The 25771-nt window shown below is 69.6% G+C and carries 25 protein-coding genes; 10 read left to right on the top strand and 15 right to left on the bottom strand.

The annotated features are described in order from the left end of the window. Positions 1 to 94 precede the first annotated feature (94 nt). Complete coding sequence (locus tag ACTWOL_RS25740) at positions 95 to 1135, top strand: LLM class flavin-dependent oxidoreductase (RefSeq protein ID WP_474299159.1); 1041 nt, start codon at positions 95 to 97, stop codon at positions 1133 to 1135. 275 nt (positions 1136 to 1410) lie between these two features. On the opposite strand, the gene ACTWOL_RS25735 is transcribed toward ACTWOL_RS25740, so the two are convergent. Further along, positions 1411 to 1803 carry an SCO5389 family protein gene (locus ACTWOL_RS25735; RefSeq protein WP_474299158.1) on the bottom strand — a complete coding sequence of 131 codons (393 nt, stop codon included), beginning with the start codon at positions 1801 to 1803 and terminating at the stop codon, positions 1411 to 1413. Between the two features lie 288 nt (positions 1804 to 2091). Here ACTWOL_RS25735 and nucS point away from each other — a divergent pair, with 288 nt between their 5' ends. Further along, positions 2092 to 2763: an endonuclease NucS gene (gene nucS, locus ACTWOL_RS25730; protein ID WP_474299157.1), complete on the top strand. Its 672-nt coding sequence runs from the start codon at positions 2092 to 2094 to the stop codon at positions 2761 to 2763. Between the two features lie 125 nt (positions 2764 to 2888). Here nucS and ACTWOL_RS25725 read toward each other — a convergent pair whose 3' ends face one another. The 3 genes from ACTWOL_RS25725 to ACTWOL_RS25715 all read right to left on the bottom strand — a co-directional run bounded on the left by ACTWOL_RS25725 (position 2889) and on the right by ACTWOL_RS25715 (position 7103). Continuing rightward, entirely contained in the window at positions 2889 to 5423 is a 2535-nt protein-coding gene (locus ACTWOL_RS25725; RefSeq protein ID WP_474299156.1) for an ATP-binding protein, read from the bottom strand. A 298-nt stretch (positions 5424 to 5721) separates the two neighbouring features. Next, the gene (locus ACTWOL_RS25720) at positions 5722 to 6045 is read right to left on the bottom strand and encodes an STAS domain-containing protein (protein ID WP_338673002.1); all 324 of its coding nucleotides are present in this window, start codon (positions 6043 to 6045) and stop codon (positions 5722 to 5724) included. A gap of 209 nt (positions 6046 to 6254) precedes the next feature. Next, on the bottom strand, positions 6255 to 7103 hold the full coding sequence (locus tag ACTWOL_RS25715) for a 3-hydroxyacyl-CoA dehydrogenase family protein (RefSeq protein WP_474299155.1): 849 nt from the start codon (positions 7101 to 7103) through the stop codon (positions 6255 to 6257). A gap of 835 nt (positions 7104 to 7938) precedes the next feature. Between ACTWOL_RS25715 and ACTWOL_RS25710 the strand changes: the two genes are divergently transcribed. The 5 genes from ACTWOL_RS25710 to ACTWOL_RS25690 all read left to right on the top strand — a co-directional run bounded on the left by ACTWOL_RS25710 (position 7939) and on the right by ACTWOL_RS25690 (position 12197). Next, positions 7939 to 8430, top strand: coding sequence for a helix-turn-helix domain-containing protein (locus ACTWOL_RS25710; RefSeq protein WP_474299154.1), 492 nt, complete (start codon positions 7939 to 7941; stop codon positions 8428 to 8430). 76 nt (positions 8431 to 8506) lie between these two features. Beyond that, positions 8507 to 9037 (top strand): hypothetical protein, encoded by a 531-nt coding sequence (locus ACTWOL_RS25705; protein WP_474299153.1) that lies wholly within the window; start codon positions 8507 to 8509, stop codon positions 9035 to 9037. Positions 9038 to 9047: 10 nt separating this feature from the next. Then, entirely contained in the window at positions 9048 to 10244 is a 1197-nt protein-coding gene (locus ACTWOL_RS25700) for an MAB_1171c family putative transporter (protein ID WP_474299152.1), read from the top strand. Then, entirely contained in the window at positions 10241 to 11431 is a 1191-nt protein-coding gene (locus ACTWOL_RS25695; protein ID WP_474299151.1) for a cytochrome P450 family protein, read from the top strand. The genes ACTWOL_RS25700 and ACTWOL_RS25695 overlap by 4 nt, the downstream gene beginning before the upstream one ends. Before the next feature lie 193 nt (positions 11432 to 11624). Further along, complete coding sequence (locus ACTWOL_RS25690; RefSeq protein WP_474299150.1) at positions 11625 to 12197, top strand: cob(I)yrinic acid a,c-diamide adenosyltransferase; 573 nt, start codon at positions 11625 to 11627, stop codon at positions 12195 to 12197. Positions 12198 to 12207: 10 nt separating this feature from the next. Here ACTWOL_RS25690 and ACTWOL_RS25685 read toward each other — a convergent pair whose 3' ends face one another. Next, positions 12208 to 12810 (bottom strand): hypothetical protein, encoded by a 603-nt coding sequence (locus ACTWOL_RS25685; RefSeq protein WP_474299149.1) that lies wholly within the window; start codon positions 12808 to 12810, stop codon positions 12208 to 12210. A 230-nt stretch (positions 12811 to 13040) separates the two neighbouring features. Here ACTWOL_RS25685 and ACTWOL_RS25680 point away from each other — a divergent pair, with 230 nt between their 5' ends. From ACTWOL_RS25680 to ACTWOL_RS25670, 3 genes are all read left to right on the top strand, one after another. Continuing rightward, the gene (locus ACTWOL_RS25680) at positions 13041 to 14258 is read left to right on the top strand and encodes a sensor histidine kinase (protein ID WP_474299148.1); all 1218 of its coding nucleotides are present in this window, start codon (positions 13041 to 13043) and stop codon (positions 14256 to 14258) included. 5 nt (positions 14259 to 14263) lie between these two features. Then, entirely contained in the window at positions 14264 to 14911 is a 648-nt protein-coding gene (locus ACTWOL_RS25675; RefSeq protein ID WP_474301261.1) for a response regulator, read from the top strand. Between the two features lie 162 nt (positions 14912 to 15073). After that, on the top strand, positions 15074 to 16933 hold the full coding sequence (locus ACTWOL_RS25670; protein WP_474299147.1) for a glycosyl hydrolase family 18 protein: 1860 nt from the start codon (positions 15074 to 15076) through the stop codon (positions 16931 to 16933). A 38-nt stretch (positions 16934 to 16971) separates the two neighbouring features. On the opposite strand, the gene ACTWOL_RS25665 is transcribed toward ACTWOL_RS25670, so the two are convergent. The 10 genes from ACTWOL_RS25665 to atpB form a co-directional block, all read right to left on the bottom strand. Then, positions 16972 to 17697: a 4'-phosphopantetheinyl transferase family protein gene (locus ACTWOL_RS25665; RefSeq protein ID WP_474299146.1), complete on the bottom strand. Its 726-nt coding sequence runs from the start codon at positions 17695 to 17697 to the stop codon at positions 16972 to 16974. Positions 17698 to 17779: 82 nt separating this feature from the next. Then, positions 17780 to 18226, bottom strand: a complete 447-nt coding sequence (locus ACTWOL_RS25660) for a DUF2550 domain-containing protein (protein ID WP_474299145.1) — start codon at positions 18224 to 18226, stop codon at positions 17780 to 17782. A 131-nt stretch (positions 18227 to 18357) separates the two neighbouring features. Continuing rightward, positions 18358 to 18729 carry a F0F1 ATP synthase subunit epsilon gene (locus ACTWOL_RS25655; protein WP_474299144.1) on the bottom strand — a complete coding sequence of 124 codons (372 nt, stop codon included), beginning with the start codon at positions 18727 to 18729 and terminating at the stop codon, positions 18358 to 18360. A 187-nt stretch (positions 18730 to 18916) separates the two neighbouring features. After that, on the bottom strand, positions 18917 to 20362 hold the full coding sequence (atpD, locus tag ACTWOL_RS25650; protein ID WP_474299143.1) for a F0F1 ATP synthase subunit beta: 1446 nt from the start codon (positions 20360 to 20362) through the stop codon (positions 18917 to 18919). Beyond that, the gene (locus ACTWOL_RS25645) at positions 20362 to 21288 is read right to left on the bottom strand and encodes a F0F1 ATP synthase subunit gamma (protein WP_474299142.1); all 927 of its coding nucleotides are present in this window, start codon (positions 21286 to 21288) and stop codon (positions 20362 to 20364) included. Before ACTWOL_RS25645 ends, atpD begins: the two co-directional genes overlap by 1 nt. 20 nt (positions 21289 to 21308) lie before the next feature. Next, entirely contained in the window at positions 21309 to 22907 is a 1599-nt protein-coding gene (atpA, locus tag ACTWOL_RS25640) for a F0F1 ATP synthase subunit alpha (protein WP_474299141.1), read from the bottom strand. 146 nt (positions 22908 to 23053) lie between these two features. Continuing rightward, a complete protein-coding gene (locus tag ACTWOL_RS25635; RefSeq protein ID WP_474299140.1) occupies positions 23054 to 23869 on the bottom strand; it encodes a F0F1 ATP synthase subunit delta in 816 nt (271 codons plus the stop codon). Continuing rightward, entirely contained in the window at positions 23866 to 24420 is a 555-nt protein-coding gene (locus ACTWOL_RS25630) for a F0F1 ATP synthase subunit B (protein ID WP_474299139.1), read from the bottom strand. Before ACTWOL_RS25630 ends, ACTWOL_RS25635 begins: the two co-directional genes overlap by 4 nt. Before the next feature lie 41 nt (positions 24421 to 24461). Then, a complete protein-coding gene (gene atpE / locus ACTWOL_RS25625; RefSeq protein WP_474301260.1) occupies positions 24462 to 24707 on the bottom strand; it encodes an ATP synthase F0 subunit C in 246 nt (81 codons plus the stop codon). Positions 24708 to 24801: 94 nt separating this feature from the next. Then, positions 24802 to 25611: a F0F1 ATP synthase subunit A gene (atpB, locus tag ACTWOL_RS25620; RefSeq protein ID WP_474299138.1), complete on the bottom strand. Its 810-nt coding sequence runs from the start codon at positions 25609 to 25611 to the stop codon at positions 24802 to 24804. Between the last annotated feature and the right edge of the window lie 160 nt (positions 25612 to 25771).

Raw genomic sequence — 25771 nt, 5'->3', positions numbered from 1 at the left:
AACAACTTCGCGCGTGGCCGTGCCTTTGGCACGTGTCAGACGTTAGTGCCCGTGTGGGGGGAATGCCGCGTCGGCCGCAAGGAGGCATGAGGCGATGCGCGTTGGAGCTTTTGTACTGGCGGCCCAGTTTCCGGGCCAGGGACATGGGGAGGCACTGCACCGGGCGGTGCGGTCGGCGGAGGCCGCCGAGGCGGCCGGTCTTGATTCGGTCTGGCTCGCCGAACACCACTTCGTGCCGTACGGGGTGTGCCCGTCGGCCGTGACCCTGGCCGCGCTGCTGCTCGGCCGCACCGAGCGGATCCGGGTGGGCACGGCGGTGACGGTGCTGCCCACCGTCCATCCGGTGGCGCTCGGCGAGCAGGCGGCGCTGCTGCATCTCACCTCGGGGGGACGCTTCTCGCTGGGCGTGGGCCGTGGCGGGCCCTGGGTCGACCTCGAGGTGTTCGGCGCCGGTCTGGCGTCCTACGAGAAGGGCTTCCCGGAGTCCCTGGATCTGCTCCTGCGCTGGCTGCGCGAGCCCCGGGTGGCCGCCGACGGGGAGCGGTTCGCGTTCCGTGAGGTCCCCGTCGTGCCCCGGCCGGACGAGCTGCTGGACAGCAGTGGATGTGGCATCGACGGCCCCGAGGTCGTCGTCGCCTGTACCTCGCCGGCCAGCGTCCGGCTGGCGGCCGAGCGCGGACTGCCGATGCTCCTCGGCATGCACTGCGGCGACGAGGACAAGGCGGAGATGGTCGCACTGTGGCGCAGGCTGGCGCGCGCCGCCGGCCATGCGCCGGAGTACGTCGCACGCGCCGGGCATGTGTCGGCCGGGGTCGCGCAGCTCGCCGACGGGCGTGCGGAGGCGGAGGAGACCCTGATGAAGGCGATGCCGGGGTGGCTGAGAAAGGGCCTCGGCGCCCATGTCACGGTCGACGGACGGCAGCGCTCGATGCGTGATCCGGTGGCGTACACCGAGCTGCTCTGCGGACTGCACCCCGTGGGCACGCCGAAGCTGGCCGCCGACCGTCTCGCGGCGACCGCGGAGCGCACGGGTATCACCCGCTTCGCGCTCCTCGTCGAGGGATCCGGCGATCTGGCCGCGACCGAGGAGAACGTCCGCCGGCTGGGGGCAGAGGTGCTGCCGTTGCTCGTCTGAGTGTGCGGGCCGTACGTCCGGTACGGCCCGCACTCCCCACGCCGGGTCGAAGGGGCGCGCGGCCACCCAGAGGGAGACCGCGCGCCTTCCCGCCCGAGGGACGAGGTGAGGGTCCCCCCGCCGAAACGTCGGGGGGAAAGCACGATCGGCCGTCGGCGCACGCGGAAAGCGGCCCGGGGGCCGGCCGGGCAACAGGTCGTTCCGGCGAATGCTGCCGCCCCGGCATCCATGGTTCCCGAGATGTGTCCGGTGGTGCGGAGCGGCAGCCACAAGCATCAGCAGTCGCGCAGGTCAGGCGACTGATTGAGCAGCTGGGCCCTTACGGAAGTGAAGCGGGTATGCCGCTCATCCACCGAGGGGTCCAGCGGGAACACCGCGACGCGGTGGCAGTTCTGGAAGGCGAGCCGCACACCGAAGTGCCGCTGCAGGGCCCCCCGGATGGCGTCGCTCGCGAGCGCGCGCAACAGCTGACCACGTGCCTGCTCGTCCGGCGGCGGCGTCTGGTTGTCGGCGAAGTCGCCGCCGTCCACCTTCAGCTGAGCCACCAGAGAGCTGATCATCTCCCATGCATAGGGCAGGGAGGTCCGGACGCAGTCGACGAATGCAGCTTCGTCGACCTCGCCTCGCTCGGCCTGTTCCAACAGCGCCGGTGAGACGTCGAGCGACATGGGTTCTCCTCTCGCGACCCCGGGGTGACCGAGGTCTTACGGGCAGGGAAGGAGGACGACCGGACGTGACCATGCGTGGCCGATCATGGCGACGCAGAGTGCACGACTGACGACCTCCTGCTTCCACGTTAGGGGTGCCGTCTGGTCCGCACCAGGAGAATGGGAACACAACCGGCCAATAACGTAAGGGGACAAGAGGGGCGACCCGTAGGTCCCGTACCAGGGTGACCACGGGAATCACTGGGGAGAATCGCGCGCGGGCCGGTACGTCGAGTAGCGTTGCCGACCATGCGTCTCGTCATCGCCCGTTGTTCCGTGGACTACGCGGGCCGTCTCACGGCCCATCTGCCCTCAGCGCCCCGGCTGATCCTGATCAAGGCCGACGGCAGTGTCTCCATCCACGCCGACGACCGGGCGTACAAACCACTGAACTGGATGTCCCCTCCGTGCACCTTGAAGGAAGGCGGCGACGAGGCGGAGAACGTCTGGACCGTGATCAACAAAGCGGGCGAGAAACTGATCATCACGATGGAGGAGATCCTCCATGACTCGTCCCATGAACTCGGTGTGGACCCGGGCCTCATCAAGGACGGCGTGGAGGCGCACCTCCAGGAGCTCCTGGCCGATCGCATCGAGACACTCGGCGACGGCTACAGCCTGATCCGCCGCGAGTACCCGACGGCGATCGGCCCGGTGGACATCCTGTGCCGCGACGCGGACGGGGCGACCGTGGCGGTCGAGATCAAGCGGCGCGGCGAGATCGACGGCGTCGAGCAGCTGACGCGCTATCTGGATCTGCTGAACCGCGATCCCCATCTGGCCCCGGTCCGCGGCGTCTTCGCGGCCCAGGAGATCAAGCCGCAGGCCCGTGTCCTCGCCACCGACCGGGGTATCGGATGCCTGGTCCTGGACTACGACGCCCTGCGGGGCATCGAGGACGACAAGCTCCGCCTTTTCTGACGTTCCGTAGGATCCGTAGGAAGAACAGCCCCTGCGTCCCTGCCGGCCCGAGAAGGCGGCGGATGACTGCAGGGGCTGTTGTCGCTCGTGGGAAGAGCGTCCCGACCGGGGCCGGCCGTCAGGTACTACGAGGCCGTACCCGTACGGGAACCGTCGCCCGGGGTGCCGGATGCCGCACCGTTCGCCGTCGTGCCACCCGAGGAGGACGAACCGGTCGTCGTGCCACCGGCCGACGGCGAGGGCGAACCACTGCCACCCGTCGACGGGGAAGGCGAACCACTGCCACCGGTCGACGGCGAGGGCGAACCACTGCCACCCGTCGACGGGGAAGGCGAACCACTGCCACCGGTCGACGGGGTCGAGCCGCCGCCCGACGAGTGCCCGCCGCCCGTGGGACCGCTCGTGGCCGATCCACCGGCACCCGAGCCACCACCGCCGCCGGAGGACGACGGCTTCCGCCCCGGTGAGGACGTACGGCCGGGTGAACGGCTCTCCCCCGGGCCGGCCGCCTCCGACGCGTCCGGATCCGCAGGCTCCGAGGCCCCGTCGGTGCCCCCGGGGCGGGGCGTCGAGCCGTCGGCGGGCTCGTCCGCGATCAGGCCCTCACCGCTGTCGTCCTCGTTCGCCGACTGCTCGTTGCGCACCCGGTTCGCCGGCTGGTCGCCGTCGGAGGTCGCACCCAGGGTCACGACCGTGCCGAGCACGGCCACCAGCAGCGCGCCAGCACCGGCGGCGACCATGTTGCGGCGGGCACCGGACAGGATCGTGTGGCGCACGCCCGCGGCTGCGGACGGCGCGGAGTCCGCGCGGCTGACCACGGTCGCGCCGGGCAGCAGCGAGTGCGGGACTCCCCGCCCTGCGGACGGCGACTGCTCGTCGCGCACGTCAGGGCCGCCCCCACCCGCCGGTGTGGACGAGCCGGGCATGAGCGCTCCGGCCTGGCCCGCGGCGGCTACCGCCGCGTTCCGGGCACGGTCCGCGACCAGGGCCAGCGCCCGCCGGCCGGCCACCGTGCCGCTCTTGTCGGCGAGGGCGCCGCGCATCGCGATGGACGCCTCGAGCTCGGCACGTGCCCGGTCCGGATTGCCCGTGCACAGGGCGAGGACACCGAGTTCATGGAGGAAGTACGCCTCTTCGGCGACTTCGCCTGCGATACGGGCCGCTTCCTGGCCCGCCCGCAGCGCACGCTCCCAGGCTCCCCAGTGCAGTCCGGCCGCGAAGGCGGGTGCGGCGCTGCGCGCGGTGAGCACCGCCGCCGCGGCGTTCTCCGCTGTCCCTTCCTGCACCAGAAGGATCATCGCCGCGATGACGGCGTCGGCCTCGGCCACGACCCGCTCGGGACTCACCGAGGGATGAGTGGCCCACCAGGCGTAGTGCTGTGCCGCGGTACGGGCGCGCTGCGCCGCGTCCTTGCCGTATCCCGCCGCCTCCAGCTGGGCGGCGACGCCCGAGGCGAGCCGGTAGCGCGGGCCGACGGGGGTGAGCAGTCCACAGCTCATCAGTTCGCCGACGGCGGCGTCCGCGTGGGTGTCACCGACGAGCGCCGGCAGATGTGCCTGGTGCGGTACCTCCGCGCCGAGCGCGACGGCGAACCGCAGCGTCTCCCGCGCCGATTCGCTGAGCCGGGAGGCGAGCAGCGGGGCGGGGGCCGCGGCGTCGCCCACGCTCGGCAGCGGGGCGGCGTGCCCGTCGGTGAAGACGTTGTCGCCGTCGTCGTCCTCCGGATCCGGGTCGGGGACGCGCAGGGCGTCCCGCTGGCGCAGCAGCGCACCGGCCTGGATGAACCGCAGCGGCCGGCCCTCGGACTCGAACCAGAGGTCGCCGGCCCAGTTGGCCTCGTCGTCCGTGAGCGGCCGTTCCACCACGCGCTCCAGCAGCTGCAGCGCCGTGCTGCGGCCGAGCCCCTGGAGGAAGACCTCTTCGAGGTGCGAGTCGGGCGAAGGCGCGGGCGCGTCGGGCGTGGCGGCGAGCAGGAAGGCGCACTCGGGTGTGGCGTCGAGCAGCTCGTCCAGCGCGCTGCCGCCGAACTCGAGGTCGTCGAGGACGACGACGGCGCCGATGCCGCGGACCAGTTCGAGCAGCTGTGCCCGGTCGGGCCGCCGGAGCGGCGCGTCATGGACCGCGGCGAAGAGTTCGTGGAGGAGTTCGGTGGGCGTACGGCGGTAGCCGGAGAGCCGGACGACACCGTCGGGTGCGAGACGGGCGCAGTCGTCGGCGACGAGGTCGAGCAGGGTGCTCCGGCCGGAGCCCGCGGGCCCGGTGAGCCGGACCGAGCGGCCGCGGCCCAGCAGGCGCACCAGCCGCTCGTGCACCTCATCGCGCTCGAGCAGCGGATTGTCGGGAGCGCTGGGACCGGCCGGGACCGGCGGTCGTACCGCGCGCCGCAGCTCCTCGCGTGCGGTGGCACCGAGCCGGACGGCGTCCGAGCTGCCGCCGGCGGCGAACGAGCGCTGCTCCGCGGGCGGGCAGGGTTCGATCTCACTGCCGTCGACGGGGTTGACCGTGAGCTGGAGATCGCCGGCGACGATCTGGACCGTCCGCACGGGCGCGGGTGTCTTCTGGGCGAGTTCGGGAGCGATCGCGTCCCTCGGCGGGCGCTGTGCGGCAGGACGGTCGCCGTCGGGGCGGTCGTCGTCGTGGCCGTGCGGCCCCTGGTTCATCGGGTCCATGGTCCAAGCCCCCCAGATGGCGTCTCGTGCGGATATCCCTCCCGGCCTGTCTGCACGCTCCGCTCGCTTCCGGTCCGGTGCCTGTCGCAGGGGTTCTTCCACCGACAGGCGACCGAACCCTAGACCTTCGAGCAGTATCCAGGAACAGCCGGGGTCCCGGGACGCCCAGGAGGTCACGGTCTCGTGAGGATTGTGCGTCCTCGCCGTGGTGCGGCGGGGGGCCGCCGGTACCCGTCACGAGGCCCGGCCCGGTTGCGGAGCGGGGCCCCGTGACGGGGTGTCGAACGCCTCAGACCCGGGGCAGGGACTCCGCGGCGATGCCGCCCTCGATGGCCAGGATCCGGTGCAGCCGGGTGGCGACGAGGAGACGCTGCATCTGCGGCGGCACGCCGCGCAGCACGAGCCGCCGGCCGCAGCGGCCCGCCCGCCTGTGCGCACCCATGATGACCCCGAGACCGGTGGCGTCCCACGAGTCGAGATCGCTCAGGTCGAGCACCAGGTCGCCGACTCCGCGGTCGACGGCCGCATGCAGGACCGTACGGGCGTCCGCCGCGCTGCGGACGTCGAGGCGGCCCCCGACGACCAGCTCGGCATGGTCGCCCCTGATGTGCATATGCGCTCCCCGAGAGTGCGTTGGTCCGTCAGATCTCTGTGCTGTCCTGCAGTGTTCCGCTGTCCGTGTGACCGCCGTGCGACCGTCCACGAATTTCTTTTGCAACAACTGACTGCCCTACAGGCAGAGAAGTTGCCGTCTGTAAGCGAACCGATACCGAATTCACCCGTGGGGGTGATGGTGCACAGGACCGTGCGGTCGTTGGTCGGTCAGTACCTGTAAAAGCCCTGCCCGCTCTTGCGCCCGATGTCACCCGCGTCCACCATCCGGCGCATCTGCTCCGGCGGTGCGAACTTCTCGTCCTGGGACTCGGTGTAGATGTTGCTGGTCGCGTGCAGCAGGATGTCGACGCCCGTGAGGTCGGCCGTGGCCAGCGGGCCCATGGCGTGACCGAAGCCGAGCTTGCAGGCGATGTCGATGTCCTCGGCGGTCGCGACGCCCGACTCGTACAGCTTCGCGGCCTCGACGATGAGTGCCGAGATCAGCCGGGTCGTGACGAAACCGGCGACGTCGCGGTTGACGACGATGCAGGTCTTGCCGACGGACTCGGCGAACTCACGGGCGGTGGCGAGGGTCTCGTCGCTCGTCTTGTAGCCGCGGACGAGCTCACAGAGCTGCATCATCGGCACCGGCGAGAAGAAGTGGGCGCCGACGACACGCTCCGGGCGCTCCGTCACGGCCGCGATCTTCGTGATCGGAATCGCGGAGGTGTTCGAGGCCAGCACCGCGTCGTCCCGTACGAGCTTGTCCAGCGTCCGGAAGATCTCGTGCTTGACCTCGAGCTTCTCGAAGACCGCCTCGACGACGATGTCCACGTCGGAGACCGCGTCGAGGTCGGTGGTCGTGGTGATGCGCGCCAGTGCCGCCTCGGCGTCCTCGGCGGCGAGCTTGCCCTTGGAGACGAACCGGTCGAACGAGGCCTTGATGCCGTCGGTGCCACGGGTCAGGGCCTCGTCGGTGACATCGCGCAGCACGACGTCCCAGCCCGCCTGGGCGGAGACCTGAGCGATTCCGGACCCCATGAGTCCGGCCCCGATGACGGCGAGCTTCCTGGCCACTGCCACACCCCTTAACACACGTTTTATTTTTCGGCTCTCCGGCGGAGGTTATCGCCCGTGAGGGGCCATGAGGACGCGAAGAGATGCGCGTCACGTCTCAGATGACGGACATCACATCGGACTGCGTCACTCCATCGGCCGCATGGCGTTCTCCCGCACCTCACGCACCAGGAGTTGCTCCATGTCGCGGACATTCACGGCGCCGAGCAGAAGGCTGCCGCTCCCCCGAGCCGGGGGGCAAAGCGGTCGGCGCATGGCGGGACGGGTGCTCGTCGCGGGGGGCACGGGACGGGACGACCACGGCGGTCCGCCGCCGGCGACCGCCTCCGCCCCCGACGGGGCGTGGGCCCGCTCGCGGGACCGGCCCCGCGCGTGCGTCGCGTGTGAGCCATTGCGTCTGCGCGCGTGTGAGCCGTGAAGGGATCGGGAACCAGTCCGAGCCGCCGGGCCCTGACCCTCGGTCTTCCCCGGGTCTTCCCTGTGCGGCGCACGCTCAGAGGTGGCGATGCTTCAACGGCCCGGACACCGACGGGGGTGACAGTATCCGGGCCTGGTGATCAGCTTAGCCGTTGACGCCCGCATTTATCCAACTCCCTTGGCAGAGTGGGCTGTACGCGTCCAGGACGCGGAGCGCCCCGCTCACCGGGAGGAACGTGCGCACCCCCATCCCCGCACCACTGCCACCCGCGATGAAAGTCAACTGAGATGGACCGTCAATCCTGCTACGCTGCAAACGAGTTGACCTCGCCATGCCCAGCGCAACCCTCCTGACCTGCGGCTTCGGCCGAGAGGGCAGTGCAGCTGCCGGCGAGTCGATCCGGAATGAGGGGGTGACATGACGGACGCCGAAGCGGCTCGGGCCGACAGCTCCACCACACGCGCGGGCGACACCTTCGCCGACAGGCTCAATTACCTCTTCGAGACGGTGTTCCCGGCGGAACGCGGTCACCCCTTCACCAACGCCGAAGTGGCCCGCGCGGTCAACGTGTCGAAGACCTACATCGGGAATCTCCGCGAGGGCAGGAGCACCAATCCCGGATACGAGCTGATCAAGGCGCTCGCCGAGTTCTTCCAGGTGCCGGTGGCGTCCTTCTTCGACGGGGAGGAGGGCGAGGAGGTCAGGCGCAACCTCCACCTCCTCGGGGCGCTGAAGGACGCAGGTGTCCGCCAGGTCGCCCTGCGTACGGTCGCCTCCCTGACCGAAGAGGCGCTCGGAGCGCTCGTCCCGGTGCTGGAGCACCTGGGCAAGGTCGACGGGGCGCAGGGAAGGATGCGGCCCCGGTCCGGTTCTCGTCCGGAGGGGCCGCCGCCGTCCGCCAAGTCATGAGAACCGCTTGGGTGCCAAGGGACCAGTGAAGTACGCGACGTGGCGGTGGCCGGCGGCCACCCAGGGTGGTGAGGGGATGAACAGCACCGAACTCCGTCGATACTGCGTCGACGTGGTCAAGACACTTGACCTCCCGTCAGGGACCGATGTCAACGCCCTCTGCGACCGTCTGGAAGAGCGCCGCGGACGTCGCATCTCCCTCATCGAACTGCCCATGCCCACGGGCCCCGGGAAGCCGTGCGGTCTGTGGCTGGCGACCGACGACGCCGACTACATCGCCTACCAGCGCTTCACCACCCAGGCCCACCAGCAGCACATCATCCGTCATGAACTCGGACACATGGTGTGCGGGCACGAGGCCGCACCCGCGATGCCGGAAGAAGTGATCAAACTCCTGATGCCCGCTCTCTCGCCGGAGCTCGTGCGCAGTGTGCTCGGTCGGACGCAGTACTCGACCGAGGAGGAGCGAGCGGCGGAGTACGTCGCCTCCCTCATTCCGATCCAGATCGGCGCCGCCCACGACCGGACTCCCGCGAACCTCCCGCCGGGCATGCGGAACGTCGTCACTCACATCGAGCGCTCACTCGAGCGCGGAAGCCCCCGGTAGGGCCGGCGCGGTGCTCCTCTTCAACCTCGTGTACGGCGTCCTGGCGGTGATCTCCTGGAGCGCCTTCGCCTACAAGCTGCGTGATCTGCTGCGCGATCCCGGCAACCGCGAACTGCGGCTGCTGTGCCTCGCCATCGCCGCCTTCGCCACGCCGTTCGTGGTGGCCTCTCCCTGGATCTACGTCCGGATCGACGGGCTGCTGGGTGTCACCAACATCGCCACGCTGATCACCTACACCTCGGTCGCCGTCTGTCTGGCGTCGTTCCTCGCCCTGCTCGTGAGCTGGTCGTCCGCTCAGGACCGGGTCAAGCTCTGGCACCGGGTGCTCGTGGCCTACGCCGTCGTCTCGGTGGCGTCCATGGTGACCTTCTTCAGCCTGGGCGACGTCAGCGACGGCGAGCACCATGTCGACTTCGACGTCCACTACGCCGAAGCGCCGTACATCACCCAGTTCCTGCTGATCTACGCGGTGCTGTTCGTCGTCGGCATGAGCGGTCTCGCCTGGATGTGCCGCCGCTACGCCCAGGCCGTCGACCGCCCCTGGCTGCGCCGGGGGCTGAAGGTCGTCATGACCGGCGCGCTGTTCGGCCTCGGCTACGGCGTTCCGAAGGTCGCCTCTCTGACCTGGGATCTGGTGGGCACCTCCCCGCTGCACTTCGTGAGCGTGAACGTGGCGCCGATGTGCGCGAGCGTCGCGGCCTGGCTGTTCGCCGTCGGATTCACCATGCCCGCGTGGGGCGTCGGCCTGGACAACCTGCGGGAACGGGTGACGCAGTACCGGGCGTACCGGAAGCTGCATCCCCTGTGGTCCGACGTGACGCGTGCCTTCCCCGAGGTCGTCCTCTTCCCCGACCTCTATCCGCAGGACCCGCGTCGCGCGTTCCGGGACGAGGATCTGGCCTTCCTCGTCAGCCGCCAGATCATCGAGATCAGGGACGGCCAGCTCGCGCTCCGTCCCTACTTCGACCCGGCCGTCGCCCAGGCCGCACGCGAGCGGAGCGAGGCGCAGGCTCTCTCCGGCGACCAGACCGAGGCCGTCGTGGAAGCCGCACAGATCAAGGCCGCCCTGCGGGCCGTGGAGAACGGTGCGACCGCTCAGCACGCCGCCTCCGTCCCGCACGACCCGGCAGCCGGCGACATGTCCGGCGAGCGCGCGTGGCTGATCCGGGTCGCTGACGCGTTCGCCTCGGGGGTGGCACAGGCATGAACCCCACCGCGGCTCCCCCGGGTCTCTTCGACGACGCCCTCATGGCGGAACCCCACCACGGATACGCCCGCCTCAGACAGGCCGGGCCCGTGCACCGGACGAGCACACCGGACGGTGCCCCCGTCTGGGTGGTCACCCGCTTCCAGGACGTACGCGAGGCCCTGAACGACCCTCGCCTGTCGGTGGACAAGGCGAACGCCCGGACGGAGGGCCGCTACCGGTCCTCGATGCCGCCCGAGCTGGACGCCCACCTGCTCAACACGGACCCGCCCGACCACACACGGCTGCGCCGGCTCGTGGCGAAGGCGTTCACCCCGCGCAGGCTCGACGGACTCCGGGACCGTATCGAGGAGCACACCGACGACCTGCTGGACGCCTTCACCGGACCGCCGGTCGACGTGATGGACGCCCTGGCGAATCCGCTCCCCATGATGGTCGTCTGCGAGCTGCTCGGCGTCCCGCCCGCCGCCCGCCGGGACTTCAGGACGTGGACGAACACGCTGCTGGCACCAGCGCCGGATGCCGCGCGGGAGTCCCGGGCGGCCATGGGGCAGATGCACGCGTTCCTGACCGGTGTCATCGCCGCGAAGCGGGCCGAGCCGACCGACGACCTTCTCTCGGCGATGATCGAGGCGAGGGACGTGGACGGCGGTCTCAGCGAGCGGGAGTTGCTCGCGATGGCGTTCCTGATCCTCTTCGCGGGCTACGACAACGCGGTGAACCTGATAGGCAACGCGGCGCTGGCGCTCCTCCTCCACCCACGGCACCGGCAGGCCGTGCTCGACGGCACCACACCCGTGCGTGACGTGATCGAGGAAACCCTGCGCTGGGAGTCTCCGTTCACCCTCGGTGTCCGCCGGTTCGCCCTCGAGGAACTGACGATCGGGGGCGTCGCCATCCCGGCCGGCGCACGGGTCTGGGTGTCCCTGGTCTCGGCCAACCGGGACGGCGCCCGGTTCACGGAGCCCGACGCCTTCGACCCCGCGCGCACTCCGGCGCACCTCGGCTTCGGCCACGGCATCCACTACTGCCTCGGCGCGCCGCTGGCCCGGCTGGAAGGGGAGATCGCACTGTCCCGGATGCTGCGGCGATTCCCCACCCTCACGCTCGCCGTACCCGTCGGCGGACTGCGATGGGTCCGCTCGTTCCACAAACGCGGCCTGCAACGGCTGCCCGTCACCTGGTGACGAGTACGCCGGACCGACCGGCGAGCACCGCCGAGCCGTCGCCTTCCAGCGGCGTACGGCTCCACTGACCGGGCTCGCCCCGCCTCCACGGGGGTGGGGCAGGGCGAGCCCCCCCACATTCAGAAGGCTGCTGTTCACAGGCCCGCCCCGGGAGACCCGCCGCGCCGGCCGGAGATCTCGTTAGTCTGGCCCCATGGTCAATCTGACGCGCATCTACACCCGCACCGGCGACAAGGGCACGACGGCACTCGGTGACATGAGCCGCACCGCCAAGACCGATCTGCGGATCGCGGCGTACGCCGATGCCAACGAGGCAAACGCGGTCATCGGCACGGCGATCGCGCTCGGGCAGCTGCCGGAGGACCTCGTGAAGGTCCTCGTCCGGGTCCAGAACGACCTCTTCGACGTCGGCGCCGACCTGTCCACGCCGGTCGTGGAGAACCCCGAGTACCCGCCGCTGCGCGTGGAGCAGACGTACATCGACAAGCTGGAGGCGGACTGCGACCGCTTCCTGGCCGACCTGGAGAAGCTGCGCTCGTTCATCCTGCCGGGGGGCACGGCCGGCGCGGCGCTGCTGCACCAGGCGTGCACCGTGGTGCGCCGGGCCGAGCGTTCGACCTGGGCGGCGATGGAAGTCCACGGGGAGACGATGAACGTGCTCACGGCGACCTATCTCAACCGGCTGTCGGATCTGCTGTTCATCCTCGCCCGTACGGCGAACAAGGCGGTCGGCGACATCCTCTGGGTCCCGGGCGGAGAGCGCTAGCAGGAGGACCTTACGGCTTCACGGTGTCCCGGGCGGGCTCCCGCCCGGCCTGCTCCGTGTCCGCGGACTTCTTCTCCGTGTCCGCGGACTTCTTCGGCCAGAGCGCGTAACTGAGAGCGACCAGACCGTGGATGCCCGCCGCCCGCCAGGCAGCGTATATGCACTGCTGCAGGGAGCCGGTCCTGGCCGTGTCGCCCACGTACCAGATGGCGAGGAGCAGCAGAACGGTGGCGATGGCGGCGGCGGTGAGCGTGCCCAGCCACACCCGGCCCTCGTGCCGGGCTCGCGCCATCCCGTCGCGGGGCGGCTTCACCGGCGGCGGGCCTCCGGCGAAGCGGTGTGCCGCGTGCCCGTCGAGCCACTTGATCGTGCGGTGACCATGGCCGACGGTGTAGCCGATGTAGAGCGCGGCCAGACCGTGCTTCAGGCTGGGATCGGCGCCGTTCTTGAGGTCGAGTGCGGCGACGACGAAGAGCACGAGTTCCAGGACCGGCTCGCACAGGAGGATCGCGAGACCGGTGTTCGGCATCTTCAGCAGATAGCGCGCTGACAGTCCCGCTGCCAGCAGTACCCAGAATCCGATCTCACAGATCACGATCAGCGTGACGACCACGGTGGTGCTTCCTTTCCTCGGCTCCTTTCCATCGTCGGGGCCGGGGCCGCCCGTCACGTCGGCGCCGTGAAGGAACCCTCACTGCACCGTTCGATGTACCGCAGCGGCCGCGGTCTTCGTCCGCCGGGCGGAGGATGCGGTCCCGGCGCGTTCCTAAGCTGGAGAGCATGATTCCGGCGTCGACGACGCGGCCTGCGCGCACCCCGCGCCCTACGTGCTGAGATTGGTCCATGTCCCTGCCCGCACTCCCCCGACCCCATCGCGATGACGTCCTGATCGCCGTCACCGGCCTCGCGGGCGGACTGCTGCTGTGGGCATTCGGGCTGCGCAACTCCACCGGCGTCCGCCCACTCAACGCATCCTGGATCTCACTGGTCCCGCTCGTGGTCATGGCCGCCATGGAGCTGCTGCGCCGGACCAGGCCGCGTACGGCGCTCGTGGTGGGCACGCTCGCACTGGTGCTGGAACTGCTCACGCCCGGCAACCTGGTGACCCTGCTGATGTACACGGACCTCGTGTACGCGGCCGTCGTCTACGGCACTCCCGAGATGGCCAGGCGACTGCCCTACTCGACCGCGCTGGTGACGGTCGCGTCGACCATCGGGCTGCTCGCCTGGTACCGGGAGCCGTACGCCCTGCTGCTCGGGCTGGTCATCGGTCTGGTGTCGTTCGGGCCCGCCGCCACCGGCGCCCTGGTCCGCAACCACCGTGAGGCGGCCGACGCCGCCCGGCTGCGCGCCGAGCAGACCGCACTGCTCGCCGAGATGGACCGTACGCAGGCGGTGATCGCCGAGCGGGCCCGTATGGCGCGCGAGTTGCACGACATGGTCGCCAACCATCTCTCGGCGATCGCCATCCACTCCACCGCTGCGCTCTCCCTGGACAGGCCGGAGACCACCAGGCAGGCCCTCACCGTCATCCGTGAGAACAGCGTGGCCGGCCTCTCCGAGATGCGCCGGCTGATCGGCCTGCTGCGCGACAGCGGCGGCGACGAGGAACCCGCCGCCGCTCCCACGCTCGACGCCGTGGACACGCTCATCGCCCAGGCGGGGAAGAACGGCGAGGGGAACGGACTGCGGTTCACGCTGTACGACGAGCGGGACGGGAGCGAGGCGCTGCCCGCGCCGGTGGAGCTCGCGGCGTACCGGATCGTGCAGGAGTCGCTGACCAATGCGCTGAAGCACGCCGACGCGGGCGAGGTCACGGTGCGACTGGCCGGAGCGCCGGGGGACGCTCTGACGGTGACGGTGACCAGCCCCTTCGGCAGCCGTCCGGGGCCCCGCGCACCCGGCTCCGGCGCCGGTCTCGTGGGGATGCGCGAGCGGGTGGCACTGCTGGGCGGGGAGTTCGAGGCGGGGCAGGTGACCGGGCCTGTCGAGGGCCCGGCGAAGGTCTGGCGGGTAAGGGCGCTGCTGCCCATGGACAAGGACAAGGAGCCGTCCGCGTGAGTGGAATGATCCGGGTACTGGTCGCCGAGGACCAGAGCGCCGTGCGGGCCGGGCTGGTCCTGATCCTCGGCAGCGCCCCCGACATCGAGGTGGCCGGCGAGGCCCGGGACGGGGAGGAGGCCGTGCGTCTCGCCCGGGAGCTGCGCCCGGACCTCGTGCTGATGGATGTGCAGATGCCCCGGCTCGACGGGGTGTCGGCGACCCGGCAGGTGGTCTCCGAGGGCCTCGCCGATGTGCTGGTGCTGACGACGTTCGATCTGGACGAGTACGTCTTCGGCGCACTGCGGGCAGGAGCCGCGGGCTTTCTGCTGAAGAACACCGACGCCGAGGATCTGCTCACGGCGGTCCGGACCGTGGCGCACGGGGAGGGGCTGATCGCCCCGGCCGTCACCAGGCGGCTGATCGCGGAGTTCGCGGCCCCCACTCCCGTGCGCTCGCCGGACGCACCCGACCCCGCGGTGCTCGACGCGCTGACCCGGCGGGAGCGCGAGGTGCTGTCGTGTCTGGGCAAAGGGCTGTCGAACGCCGAGATCGCGGAGCGCCTGGAGATGGCGGAGGCGACCGCGAAGACGCATGTGAGCCGGCTGCTGGGAAAGCTGGAACTGCGCAGCAGGGTCCAAGCCGCGGTCCTGGCACAGGAGTTGGGTATCTGATCGCCCGACGGGCGCACCCTCGTTCAGCTTTGGTCTGGACCTATTGACGATTGGTCCAGACCTTCCTACTCTCACCGCACGGCCTACCGCGGTGAGCCCCGCGGAGTGCCTCGCACGGACCGACCCCCCTTCTTGTCCGTCCGCACACTCGAGGAGCATCCCTTGAGCACGTGTTCCCCCCGCATCCGCAGCAGATTCCGGTCGAAAGCCACGGCGGGACTCACCGCCCTGCTACTCCCCTTCGCCGCGATGATCGGCCTCGCCACCCCCGCCGAGGCAGCCACGTCCACCACCGCCACCTACGCCAGGACCCTGGACTGGGGCAGCGGCTTCGAGGGCAGGTGGACGGTGAAGAACACCGGCACCACCTCGATCACCTCCTGGACCGTCGAATGGGACTACCCTTCCGGCACCTCCGTCACCTCCGCCTGGGACGCCGACGTCACCAGCTCCGGCAGCCACTGGACCGCCAGGAACAAGAGCTGGAACGGCAGCCTCGCACCCGGCGCCTCGGTCTCCTTCGGCTTCAACGGAGCCGGGCCCGGCTCCCCGTCCAACTGCCGTGTCAACGGCGGCTCCTGCGACGGCGGCAGCGTCCCGGGTGACAATCCGCCCTCCGCACCCGGTGCCCCATCGGCCGGTGCCATCACCAACACCTCGGTGACGCTCAGCTGGACCGCGGCCACCGACGACAAGGGCATCAAGAACTACGACGTCCTGCGTGACGGCACCAGGATCGCCACGGTCACCGGACTCACGTACACCAACACCGGGCTCACCGCCGGCACGGACTACTCCTACACCGTCCGCGCCCGTGACACCGCCGACCAGACCGGGCCCGTCAGCGGCGCCCGCGCCGTGCGCACCACCGGCGGCGGCACGGATCCGGGCCCCGGCCCCGGTCCGGGCGGCAAGGTGAAGCTGGGCTACTTCACGAACTGGGGCGTCTACCAGCGCAATTACCATGTGAAGAACCTGGTGACATCCGGCAGCGCAGCGAAGATCACCCATATCAACTACGCCTTCGGCAACGTCCAGAACGGCCGCTGCACCATCGGTGACTCGTATGCGGACTACGACAAGGCCTACACCGCCGGACAGTCGGTCGACGGCGTCGCCGACACCTGGGACCAGCCGCTGCGCGGCAACTTCAACCAGCTGCGCAAGCTGAAGAAGGCCTATCCGCACATCAAGGTCCTCTGGTCCTTCGGCGGCTGGACCTGGTCCGGTGGATTCCCGCAGGCCGCGGCGAACCCTGCGGCGTTCGCCGAGTCCTGCTACCAGCTGGTCGAGGACCCGCGCTGGGCGGACGTCTTCGACGGTATCGACCTGGACTGGGAGTACCCCAACGCCTGCGGGCTGTCCTGCGACACCAGCGGGCCCGCCGCGTTCAAGAACATGATGCAGGCCATGCGCGCCAAGTTCGGCGCGAACAACCTGGTCACGGCCGCCATCACGGCGGACGCCAGCAGCGGGGGCAAGATCGACGCCGCCGACTACGCGGGCGCCTCGCAGTACACCAACTGGTACAACGTGATGACGTACGACTTCTTCGGCGCCTGGGCGGCCCAGGGACCGACGGCCCCGCACTCCCCGCTCACCTCGTACAGCGGTATCCCCCAGGCCGGGTTCAACTCGGCCGAAGCCATCGCCAAGCTCAAGGCGAAGGGTGTACCGGCGGGGAAGCTGCTGCTCGGCATCGGCTTCTACGGCCGCGGCTGGACGGGCGTCTCCCAGGCGGCACCGGGCGGCACGGCGACCGGACCGGCCCCCGGCACCTATGAGCAGGGCATCGAGGACTACAAGGTCCTCAAGAGCTCCTGCCCGGCGAACGGCACGATCGCGGGGACGGCGTACGCCCACTGCGGTTCACAGTGGTGGAGCTACGACACCCCGTCGACGATCGGCGGAAAGATGAGCTGGGCGAAGAATCAGAGCCTGGGAGGAGCGTTCTTCTGGGAGTTCTCCGGCGACACGGCGAACGGTGAACTGGTCGGCGCCATCAACAGCGGCCTCGGATGACGGCCGTGAGGGCCCCCGGACTCGGCTGACCCGCGGACTCAGCCGACCCGCACCAGCTTGTGATGCACCACCTGGACGCGGTCGTCGTCCCCCACGACGGCGACCGCCGCCCGGTAGTCCGCACCCGCGTCGAGGTCCTCGAGCCGCACCGGAAGGTGCGGCTCGGGGCGTTCCCGCCATGCCACCAGCCGGGCGGGCTCGCCGGGGCCGGTCACGGTCAGAGTCGCGGGCTCCACCATCAGTCCGTCGCCGGTGGCCTTGAGCACGGCCTCCTTGCGCGCCCAGTAGCGGGTGAACGCCCTCGTCCGCTCCTCGGGGGCCACCAGGTCGAGCTCGGCCCGCTCGGGCGCGGAGAGCACGTCCAGGGGAAGGTCCCGGTGTGCGGCGATCTCCTCGATGTCGACACCGACGGGCCCCGCGGTGGTCAGTGCCACCATCACCCGACGGCCCGAGTGGGACAGCGAGAGCTCCAGCGGAGTCCCCGGCAGGGTCGGCTTCCCGTGCGGCCGGTCCTGCTCCGCGCAGTGCTTGCACACGGGCATGACGACGATGTCACGCGGGTCGGCGGACAGCTGCGCGGCGACCACCTGGCGGGCCAGTACATGGGCGGTCACATAGAGCGCGCGGGCCGACTCGACGCGGAACCGGGCGCACTGCTCCCGCTCGTTGTCGTCGAGCAGTTCGAGCAGTTCGGGCATCCAGCGGGCCTCGGCGGACCAGACATGGCACTCCCCCGGCCCGACCAGTGCGATGTCATGCGTCATACGAGAAGCCTCACGTCGCATCGATCCCGCATCAAGGCCGCCACGGCTCTCCCCGTGCCCCCACCCAACGGGACGCCGTTCCTTAGGCCACATTGACTCTCTGGCCGGGAGGCGCCGCCTCCAGCCAGGCGAGGAAACCGGTGAGAGCGTCCTCGCTCATCGCCAGCTCCAGACGGGTCCCCCGGTGGAGACAGCCCAGGATCACCGCGTCGGAGAGCAGCGCCAGCTCTTCCTCGCCCTCCGGCATCCGGCGCGCCAGCACCTCGATCGCCGCGCGCTCCAGGACCCGGCGCGGGCGGGGCGCGTACGAGAAGACGCGGAACCACTCGATCCGGTCACCGCTGTAGCGCGCGACCCCGTATACCCATCCCTTACCGGAGTGATCGTCCTGCTCCGGTACGTTCCAGCGCAGGCTGCAGTCGAAGGTGCCGCCGGAGCGCTGGATCAGCCTGCGGCGCAGACCGAAGACGAAGAGCCCGATCAACACCAGTGCGACGACCAGGCCGCTCACGAGCAGAGCGTGGAACATCTCCACCGACCTCCTCGCTTCGTCCCGTAGCGGAATACAACCTGCACCTGCACCTGCATCGCCTCAGCCGCGACCCGGTCTGGAGAAGTCCAGCCTGGCCGCGGCTGAGGGTGGTCCATGGTCTCGGAGCGCTAGTGCACCGCGACCGCGCGCAACCGGACCTCGGCGCGCCGCTCTGCAGCAGCGTCGTCGTCCGACTTCGCACGCTCCAGCGCACGCTCCGCGCGCTGCTGGTCGATCTCGTCCGCCAGCTCGGCGATTTCCGCGAGCAGCGACAGCTTGTTGTCGGCGAACGAGAGGAAACCGCCGTGCACAGCGGCGACGACCGTTCCCTCGCTCGTACGGATGGTCACCGGGCCCGACTCCAGCACACCGAGCAGCGGCTGGTGACCGGGCATGACGCCGATGTCGCCGGACGTGGTGCGCGCGACGACCAGGGTGGCCTCGCCGGACCAGACCTGGCGGTCGGCGGCGACCAGCTCGACGTGCAGCTCAGCAGCCAAGGGTGGCTCCTCGGGTCACCACCCGGCGGTTCTGCCGGGTGTTGGGTCATAAGTCTAGTAGGGCTCGGACGAGGAGAACGCCCGGGCCTGTCCGGTGCCCGCCCGCGTCAGCGACACGGGACGGCTCCGGAGAGGGTGTGGGAAGGGGGGCGGGACGGTACCCGCCCCCCTTCACGAGTCACAGGACTCAGGAGACGCCGAGGTCCTTCGCGTTGGCCTTGAGGTCCTCGAGGCCACCACACATGAAGAACGCCTGCTCCGGGAAGTGGTCGAACTCGCCGTCGCAGATCGCGTTGAACGCGGCGATCGACTCGTCCAGCGGCACGTCCGAACCGTCCACGCCGGTGAACTGCTTCGCCGCGTGGGTGTTCTGGGACAGGAAGCGCTCGACACGACGGGCGCGGTGGACGACGAGCTTGTCCTCTTCGCCGAGCTCGTCGATACCGAGGATCGCGATGATGTCCTGGAGGTCCTTGTACTTCTGCAGGATGCCCTTGACGCGCATGGCGGCGGCGTAGTGGTCCTGCGAGATGTAGCGCGGGTCCAGGATGCGGGACGTGGAGTCCAGCGGGTCCACCGCGGGGTAGATGCCCTTCTCGGAGATCGGACGGGAGAGCACCGTCGTCGCGTCGAGGTGGGCGAAGGTGGTGGCCGGCGCCGGGTCGGTCAGGTCGTCGGCGGGGACGTAGATCGCCTGCATCGAGGTGATCGAGTGACCGCGGGTCGAGGTGATGCGCTCCTGGAGGAGGCCCATCTCGTCGGCGAGGTTCGGCTGGTAACCCACCGCGGACGGCATACGGCCGAGCAGGGTGGACACCTCGGATCCGGCCTGGGTGAAGCGGAAGATGTTGTCGATGAAGAACAGCACGTCCTGCTTCTGCACATCGCGGAAGTACTCCGCCATGGTCAGACCGGCCAGGGCGACGCGCAGACGGGTGCCCGGGGGCTCGTCCATCTGACCGAAGACCAGCGCGGTCTTGTCGAGAACGCCGGACTCCTCCATCTCCGCGATGAGGTCGTTGCCCTCACGGGTGCGCTCACCGACACCGGCGAACACGGAAACGCCCTCGTGCAGCTTGGCCACACGCATGATCATTTCCTGGATGAGGACGGTCTTGCCCACACCCGCGCCACCGAACAGACCGATCTTTCCACCCTTGACGTACGGGGTGAGAAGGTCGACGACCTTGAGGCCGGTCTCGAACATCTCGGTCTTCGACTCGAGGTCCTCGAACTTCGGGGCCCTGCGGTGGATCGCCCAGCGCTCGGTCTCCTGGCCGTTGGCCTCGGGCTCGTTCAGCACCTCACCGAGGGTGTTGAACACCTTGCCCTTGGTGAAGTCGCCGACCGGGACGGTGATGCCCGCACCCGTGTTGGTCACCGCGGCCTGGCGGACCAGACCGTCGGTGGGCTGCATCGAGATGGTGCGGACGACACCCTCGCCGAGGTGCTGGGCGACCTCGAGCGTCAGCGTCTTGGTCGTACCCGGGTTGGCCGGGTCCGGCACGTCCACGTTCAGGGCGTTGTAGATCTCCGGCATCGCGTCGACGGGGAACTCCACGTCGACGACCGGGCCGATGACCCGGGCGACGCGGCCGGTGGCCACGGCGGTCGGCTCAACAGTGGTGGTCATTAGTAGTCACTCCCCGCGGTCGCGTCGGCCAGGGCGCTCGCGCCACCGACGATCTCGCTGATTTCCTGGGTGATGTCGGCCTGGCGGGCCGCGTTGGCAAGTCGGGTGTAGGTGTTGATCAGATCACCCGCGTTGTCGGTGGCCGACTTCATCGCCTTGCGCCGGGACGCGTGCTCCGAGGCTGCCGCCTGGAGCAGGGCGTTGTAGATGCGGCTCTCGACGTAGCGCGGCAGCAGGGCGTCGAGGACGTCCTCCGCCGACGGCTCGAAGTCGAACAGCGGGAGGATCTCGCTCTTCGCGTTCTCCGCCTGCTCGCCCTTCCCCGTCTCGTCGAGGCTGAGCGGCAGCAGCCGGTTGTCCACCGGGGTCTGCGTCAGCATCGAGACGAACTCGGTGAAGACGATGTGGAGCTCGTCCACACCGCCATCGGCCGCGTCCTTCTCGATCGCCTCGATGAGGGGCGCAGCGATCGCCTTGGCGTTCGCGTACGACGGGTTGTCGGTGAAACCGGTCCACGAGTCCGAGACCTTGAGGTCACGGAACCCGTAGTAGGCCACGCCCTTGCGGCCGACGATGTACGTGTCGACCTCCTTGCCCTCCGCGCGCAGCCGCCCGGTGAGCCGGGCCGCCGCCTTGATGGCGTTGGACGAGTAGCCGCCGGCCAGACCGCGGTCGCTCGTGATCAGCAGCACCGCGGAACGGACCGGGGACTCGGCCTCGGTGGTGAGCGGGTGCTTGGTGTTCGACCCGGTCGCCACCGCGGTGACCGCGCGGGTCAGCTCGGACGCGTACGGCGTGGACGCCGCCACCTTGCGCTGCGCCTTGACGATGCGCGAGGCGGAGATCATCTCCATTGCCTTGGTGATCTTCTTCGTCGCGGTGACCGACTTGATGCGACGCTTGTAGACCCGGAGCTGGGCTCCCATGAGTCAGGTCCCTTCCGTCGTCACTTCGAGACGTTGACGGCGGCCGGGGCTTCCTCGCCGAGCAGCTTGCCGTCCGAGGTCTCGAACTGCTTCTTGAAGGTGGCGATCTCCTCGGCGACCTTCTCGAGAGTGTCGTCGGACATCTTCGCGCCCTCACGGATGCTGGTCATCAGCGAACCGTGCTCACGGTGCAGGTAGTCCAGCAGCTCGCGCTCGAAGCGGCGGATGTCCTCGACCGGGACGTCGTCCATCTTGCCCGTGGTGCCGGCCCAGATCGAGACGACCTGGTCCTCGGTGGAGTACGGGGCGTACTGCGCCTGCTTCAGCAGCTCGACCATGCGCTTACCGCGCTCCAGGGCGGACTTCGACGCGGCGTCCAGGTCGGAACCGAAGGCGGCGAACGCCTCCAGCTCGCGGTACTGGGCGAGGTCGACGCGGAGGCGGCCGGACACCTGGCGCATGGCCTTGTGCTGGGCGGAGCCACCGACTCGGGAGACCGAGATACCGACGTTCAGGGCCGGACGCTGACCGGCGTTGAACAGGTCGGACTCCAGGAAGCACTGGCCGTCGGTGATGGAGATGACGTTGGTCGGGATGAACGCCGAGACGTCGTTCGCCTTGGTCTCGACGATCGGCAGACCGGTCATCGAGCCCTTGCCCATGTCGTCGGAGAGCTTGGCGCAGCGCTCCAGCAGACGGGAGTGCAGGTAGAAGACGTCACCCGGGTAGGCCTCACGGCCCGGCGGGCGGCGCAGCAGCAGCGACACGGCGCGGTAGGCGTCGGCCTGCTTCGACAGGTCGTCGAAGATGATGAGGACGTGCTTGCCCTCGTACATCCACTGCTGGCCGATGGCCGAACCGGTGTACGGCGCCAGGTACTTGAAGCCGGCCGGGTCGGACGCCGGAGCGGCGACGATCGTCGTGTACTCGAGGGCGCCGGCCTCCTCCAGGGCACCGCGCACGGAGGCGATGGTGGAGCCCTTCTGGCCGATGGCGACGTAGATGCAGCGGACCTGCTTGTTCACGTCGCCCGAGCGCCAGTTGTCGCGCTGGTTGATGATCGTGTCGATGGCCAGAGCGGTCTTGCCGGTCTGACGGTCACCGATGATCAGCTGACGCTGACCGCGGCCGATCGGGGTCATCGCGTCGACGGCCTTGTAGCCGGTCTCCATGGGCTCGTGCACCGACTTGCGCTGCATGACCGTGGGGGCCTGCAGCTCAAGGGCGCGGCGGCCCGAGGTCGCGATCTCGCCGAGGCCGTCGATCGGGTTGCCGAGCGGGTCGACGACACGGCCGAGGTAGCCCTCGCCGACGGCGACGGACAGCACCTCGCCGGTGCGCTGGACCGGCTGGCCCTCCTCGATACCGCTGAACTCGCCGAGGACGATGGCACCGATCTCGCGCTCCTCGAGGTTGAGGGCGAGGCCGAGGGTGCCGTCCTCGAACTTCAGCAGTTCGTTGGCCATGGTCGAGGGAAGACCCTCGACCTTCGCGATGCCGTCGCCGGCAAGGCTGACCGTACCGACCTCCTCGCGCGAGGCCGCGTCCGGCTTGTACGACTGGACAAAGTTCTCCAGCGCGTCCCGGATCTCCTCCGGCCGGATCGTGAGCTCCGCCATCTGGGTTCCCTGCTCTCCTTGTTGGGCCCGAAGTTTCTTTGGGGGTCTGGGGCTGTATCCCTGAGCGGCGACGCCGCGGGACCCCCAGGAATCCTCTGCGGCCCAACCGGGCCGCGCCTGGCAATACGTGTTTCTGTTGTGGCCTGTCAGCCGGCGATGCGGCGGTTCGCCTCGGCGATCCGGTCCGCCATCGTGCCGTCGATGACCTCGTCGCCGACCCGCACCGAGATCCCGCCGAGGACCTCGGGGTCCACGTCCAGGTTCAGGTGCATCCCGTGGCCGTACAGCTTCGACAGTACGGCTCCGAGGCGCTGCTTCTGCTGGTCGCTCAGTGGCACCGCGGAGGTGACGACGGCGACCACACGGTCGCGGCGCGCCGCAGCGAGCTTGGAGAGGGACTCGAGTCCCTGTTCCAGGCTACGTCCGCGCGGCGCGGTCACCAGACGGATCACCAGGCGCGCGGTGACCGGGTTGGCCTTGCCGCCGAGCAGCCTGCGCAGCAGGTCGCCCTTGGCCGCCGCCGTGGCGGAGCGGTCGGTCAGCGCGGCCCGCAGCTCGGTGCTGGAGGCGACGATCCGGCCGAACCGGAACAGCTCGTCCTCGACGTCGTCGAGTGCGCCGGTCCGCTGGGCCGCGATGAGGTCGGCGGTGTTCGCCAGCGCCTCGGTCGCGTCCACCAGGTCCCGGGACTGGGACCAGCGGGAGCGGACCATGCCGGAGACGAGGTCGACGGTCTCGCCGTCCACCTGACCGCTCAGCAGTCGCGTGGCCAGCTCGGCCTTGGCCTCTCCGGCCTGCGCCGGGTCGGTCAGGACCCGACGCAGCGACACCTCGCGGTCGAGCAGCGCGGTGACGGCGGCCAGCTCCTCGGCGAGCTTCGCAGCGTCGACCGAGGTGTTGTCGGTCAGCGCGTCGAGACGCTCACGTGCGGCAGCCAGTGCCTCGCGGCTCGCTCCGTTCATCGGGCGGCCCCGGTCGACTCCGCCTTGGTCTCGAGCTCGTCGAGGAAGCGGTCGATCGTGCGGCTCTGGCGGGCGTGGTCCTCGAGGGACTCACCGACCAGCTTGCCGGCCAGGTCGGTGGCGAGCTTGCCGACGTCCTGGCGCAGTGCGGTGGCCGCGGACTTGCGGTCGGCCTCGATCTGGGCGTGGCCGGCCGCGACGATCTCCTCGCGCTGCCGCTGGCCTTCCGCGCGCATCTCGGCGATGATCGCGGCGCCCTGCTCCGTCGCTTCCTGGCGCAGACGCGCGGCCTCGTGGCGGGCCTCCGCCAGCTGTGCCTTGTACTGCTCGAGGACACTCTGGGCCTCGATCTGGGCCGACTCGGCCTTCTCGATGCCGCCCTCAATGGCCTCGCGACGCTGCTCCAGAACCTTGTTGATGTTCGGGAGGAGCTTCTTCGCGAGGAAGCCGAAGACGATGACGAAGGCGATCAGGCCGATGACGAGCTCGTCGAGATGCGGGAGGAGAGGATTCTGCGGTTCCTCAGCCTGCGCAAGAAGCAGAGCTTTCACATCAGTGCCTTCCGTGAAGGGGGTTGGGCTGTCTTTCCGGCTTACTGGTAGACGAAGCCCATGACGATGCCGATGAGGGCGAGCGCCTCACAGAAGGCGAAACCCATGATCTGGTTGGTACGGATCAGGCCGGCCGCCTCGGGCTGGCGGGCGAGGGCCTGGGTGCCGTTACCGAAGATGATGCCGACGCCGACGCCGGGGCCGATCGCGGCGAGGCCGTAACCGATGGAGGCGACGTTGCCGACGACGTTCGTCCGGGCGGAGCCTTCGGCGGCGAGGTTGACCATCTCGAGAGCAGCGGACATGCCGTTACTTCCTTCTCTTTCACGAACCGGTGGGGGTTGGCCACCGACTTTTGCTGGTATCGGGGAGCGGGCTGGCTCAGTGGTGCTCGGCGAGCGCGCCCTGGACGTAGCTGGAGGCCAGGAGCACGAAGACGTACGCCTGGACGGCCTGGATGAAGAGCTCGAAGGCGGTCATCACGACGACCATGACGAACGAGGCGCCGGCGTAGACGAAGCCGAGGCCGTTCATCAGGTACCAGGTGGCCAGAGAGAACATCACGATCAGCAGGTGCCCGGCGAACATGTTCGCGAACAGTCGCACCGCGTGCGTGAAGGGGCGGATCAGCAGGTTCGAGAAGAACTCGAGGACCATGATCAGCGGAAGGATCGGGCCGAGCGACTTGTCGTAGCCCAGGATGTTCTTCCAGCCGCCGACGAAGCCGTGCTTCTTGAACGTCAGGGAGACCCAGAGCACGTACACCAGCAGCGCGAGACCCGCCGGGAAGGCGATCAGCGACGTCACCGGGAACTGTGCGAGAGGGATGATGGACCAGAGGTTCATGATCCACACGAAGAAGAACAGCGACACCATCAGCGGGACGTACTTCTCGCCGTCCTTCTTGCCGATGATCTCGTACACGATGCCGCGGCGCACGAAGTCGTAACCGGCCTCGCCGACCATCTGGAGCTTGCCGGGGACCACCTTGGGCCTGGCGAAGGCGGCCCAGAAGAAACCGATGACCACGACCGAGCTCACCAGCGCGAGCAGCATCGGCTTGGTGAACTCGAAGCTGCCCACGGTGAAGATGGGCTCGTAGAGGAACGTGTGCAGGCCCGGAGCTGGGAACCCGCATCCGGTGAAGATGTGGCAGCTCGCGTCGAAGGCGAGCGTCTGGTCAGCACTCACCGCGGGCTCCTTCAGCGTGGCGCATAGGTACGGCAACCTCGTTGTGTCGGCGCGGCGCGCAGCCGCGGGTCGGCACTGGACTGGTCTTGCAGGTAAGGGGGCGGCAGTTCGGCATCGTGCCTCGCGCTGGGACAGGCGTCAGCTCGGATGCCCGCGCCCG

The organism is Micromonospora sp. IBHARD003 (genome assembly GCF_056106285.1).
This window is presented reverse-complemented; position numbering and strand designations above follow the sequence as displayed.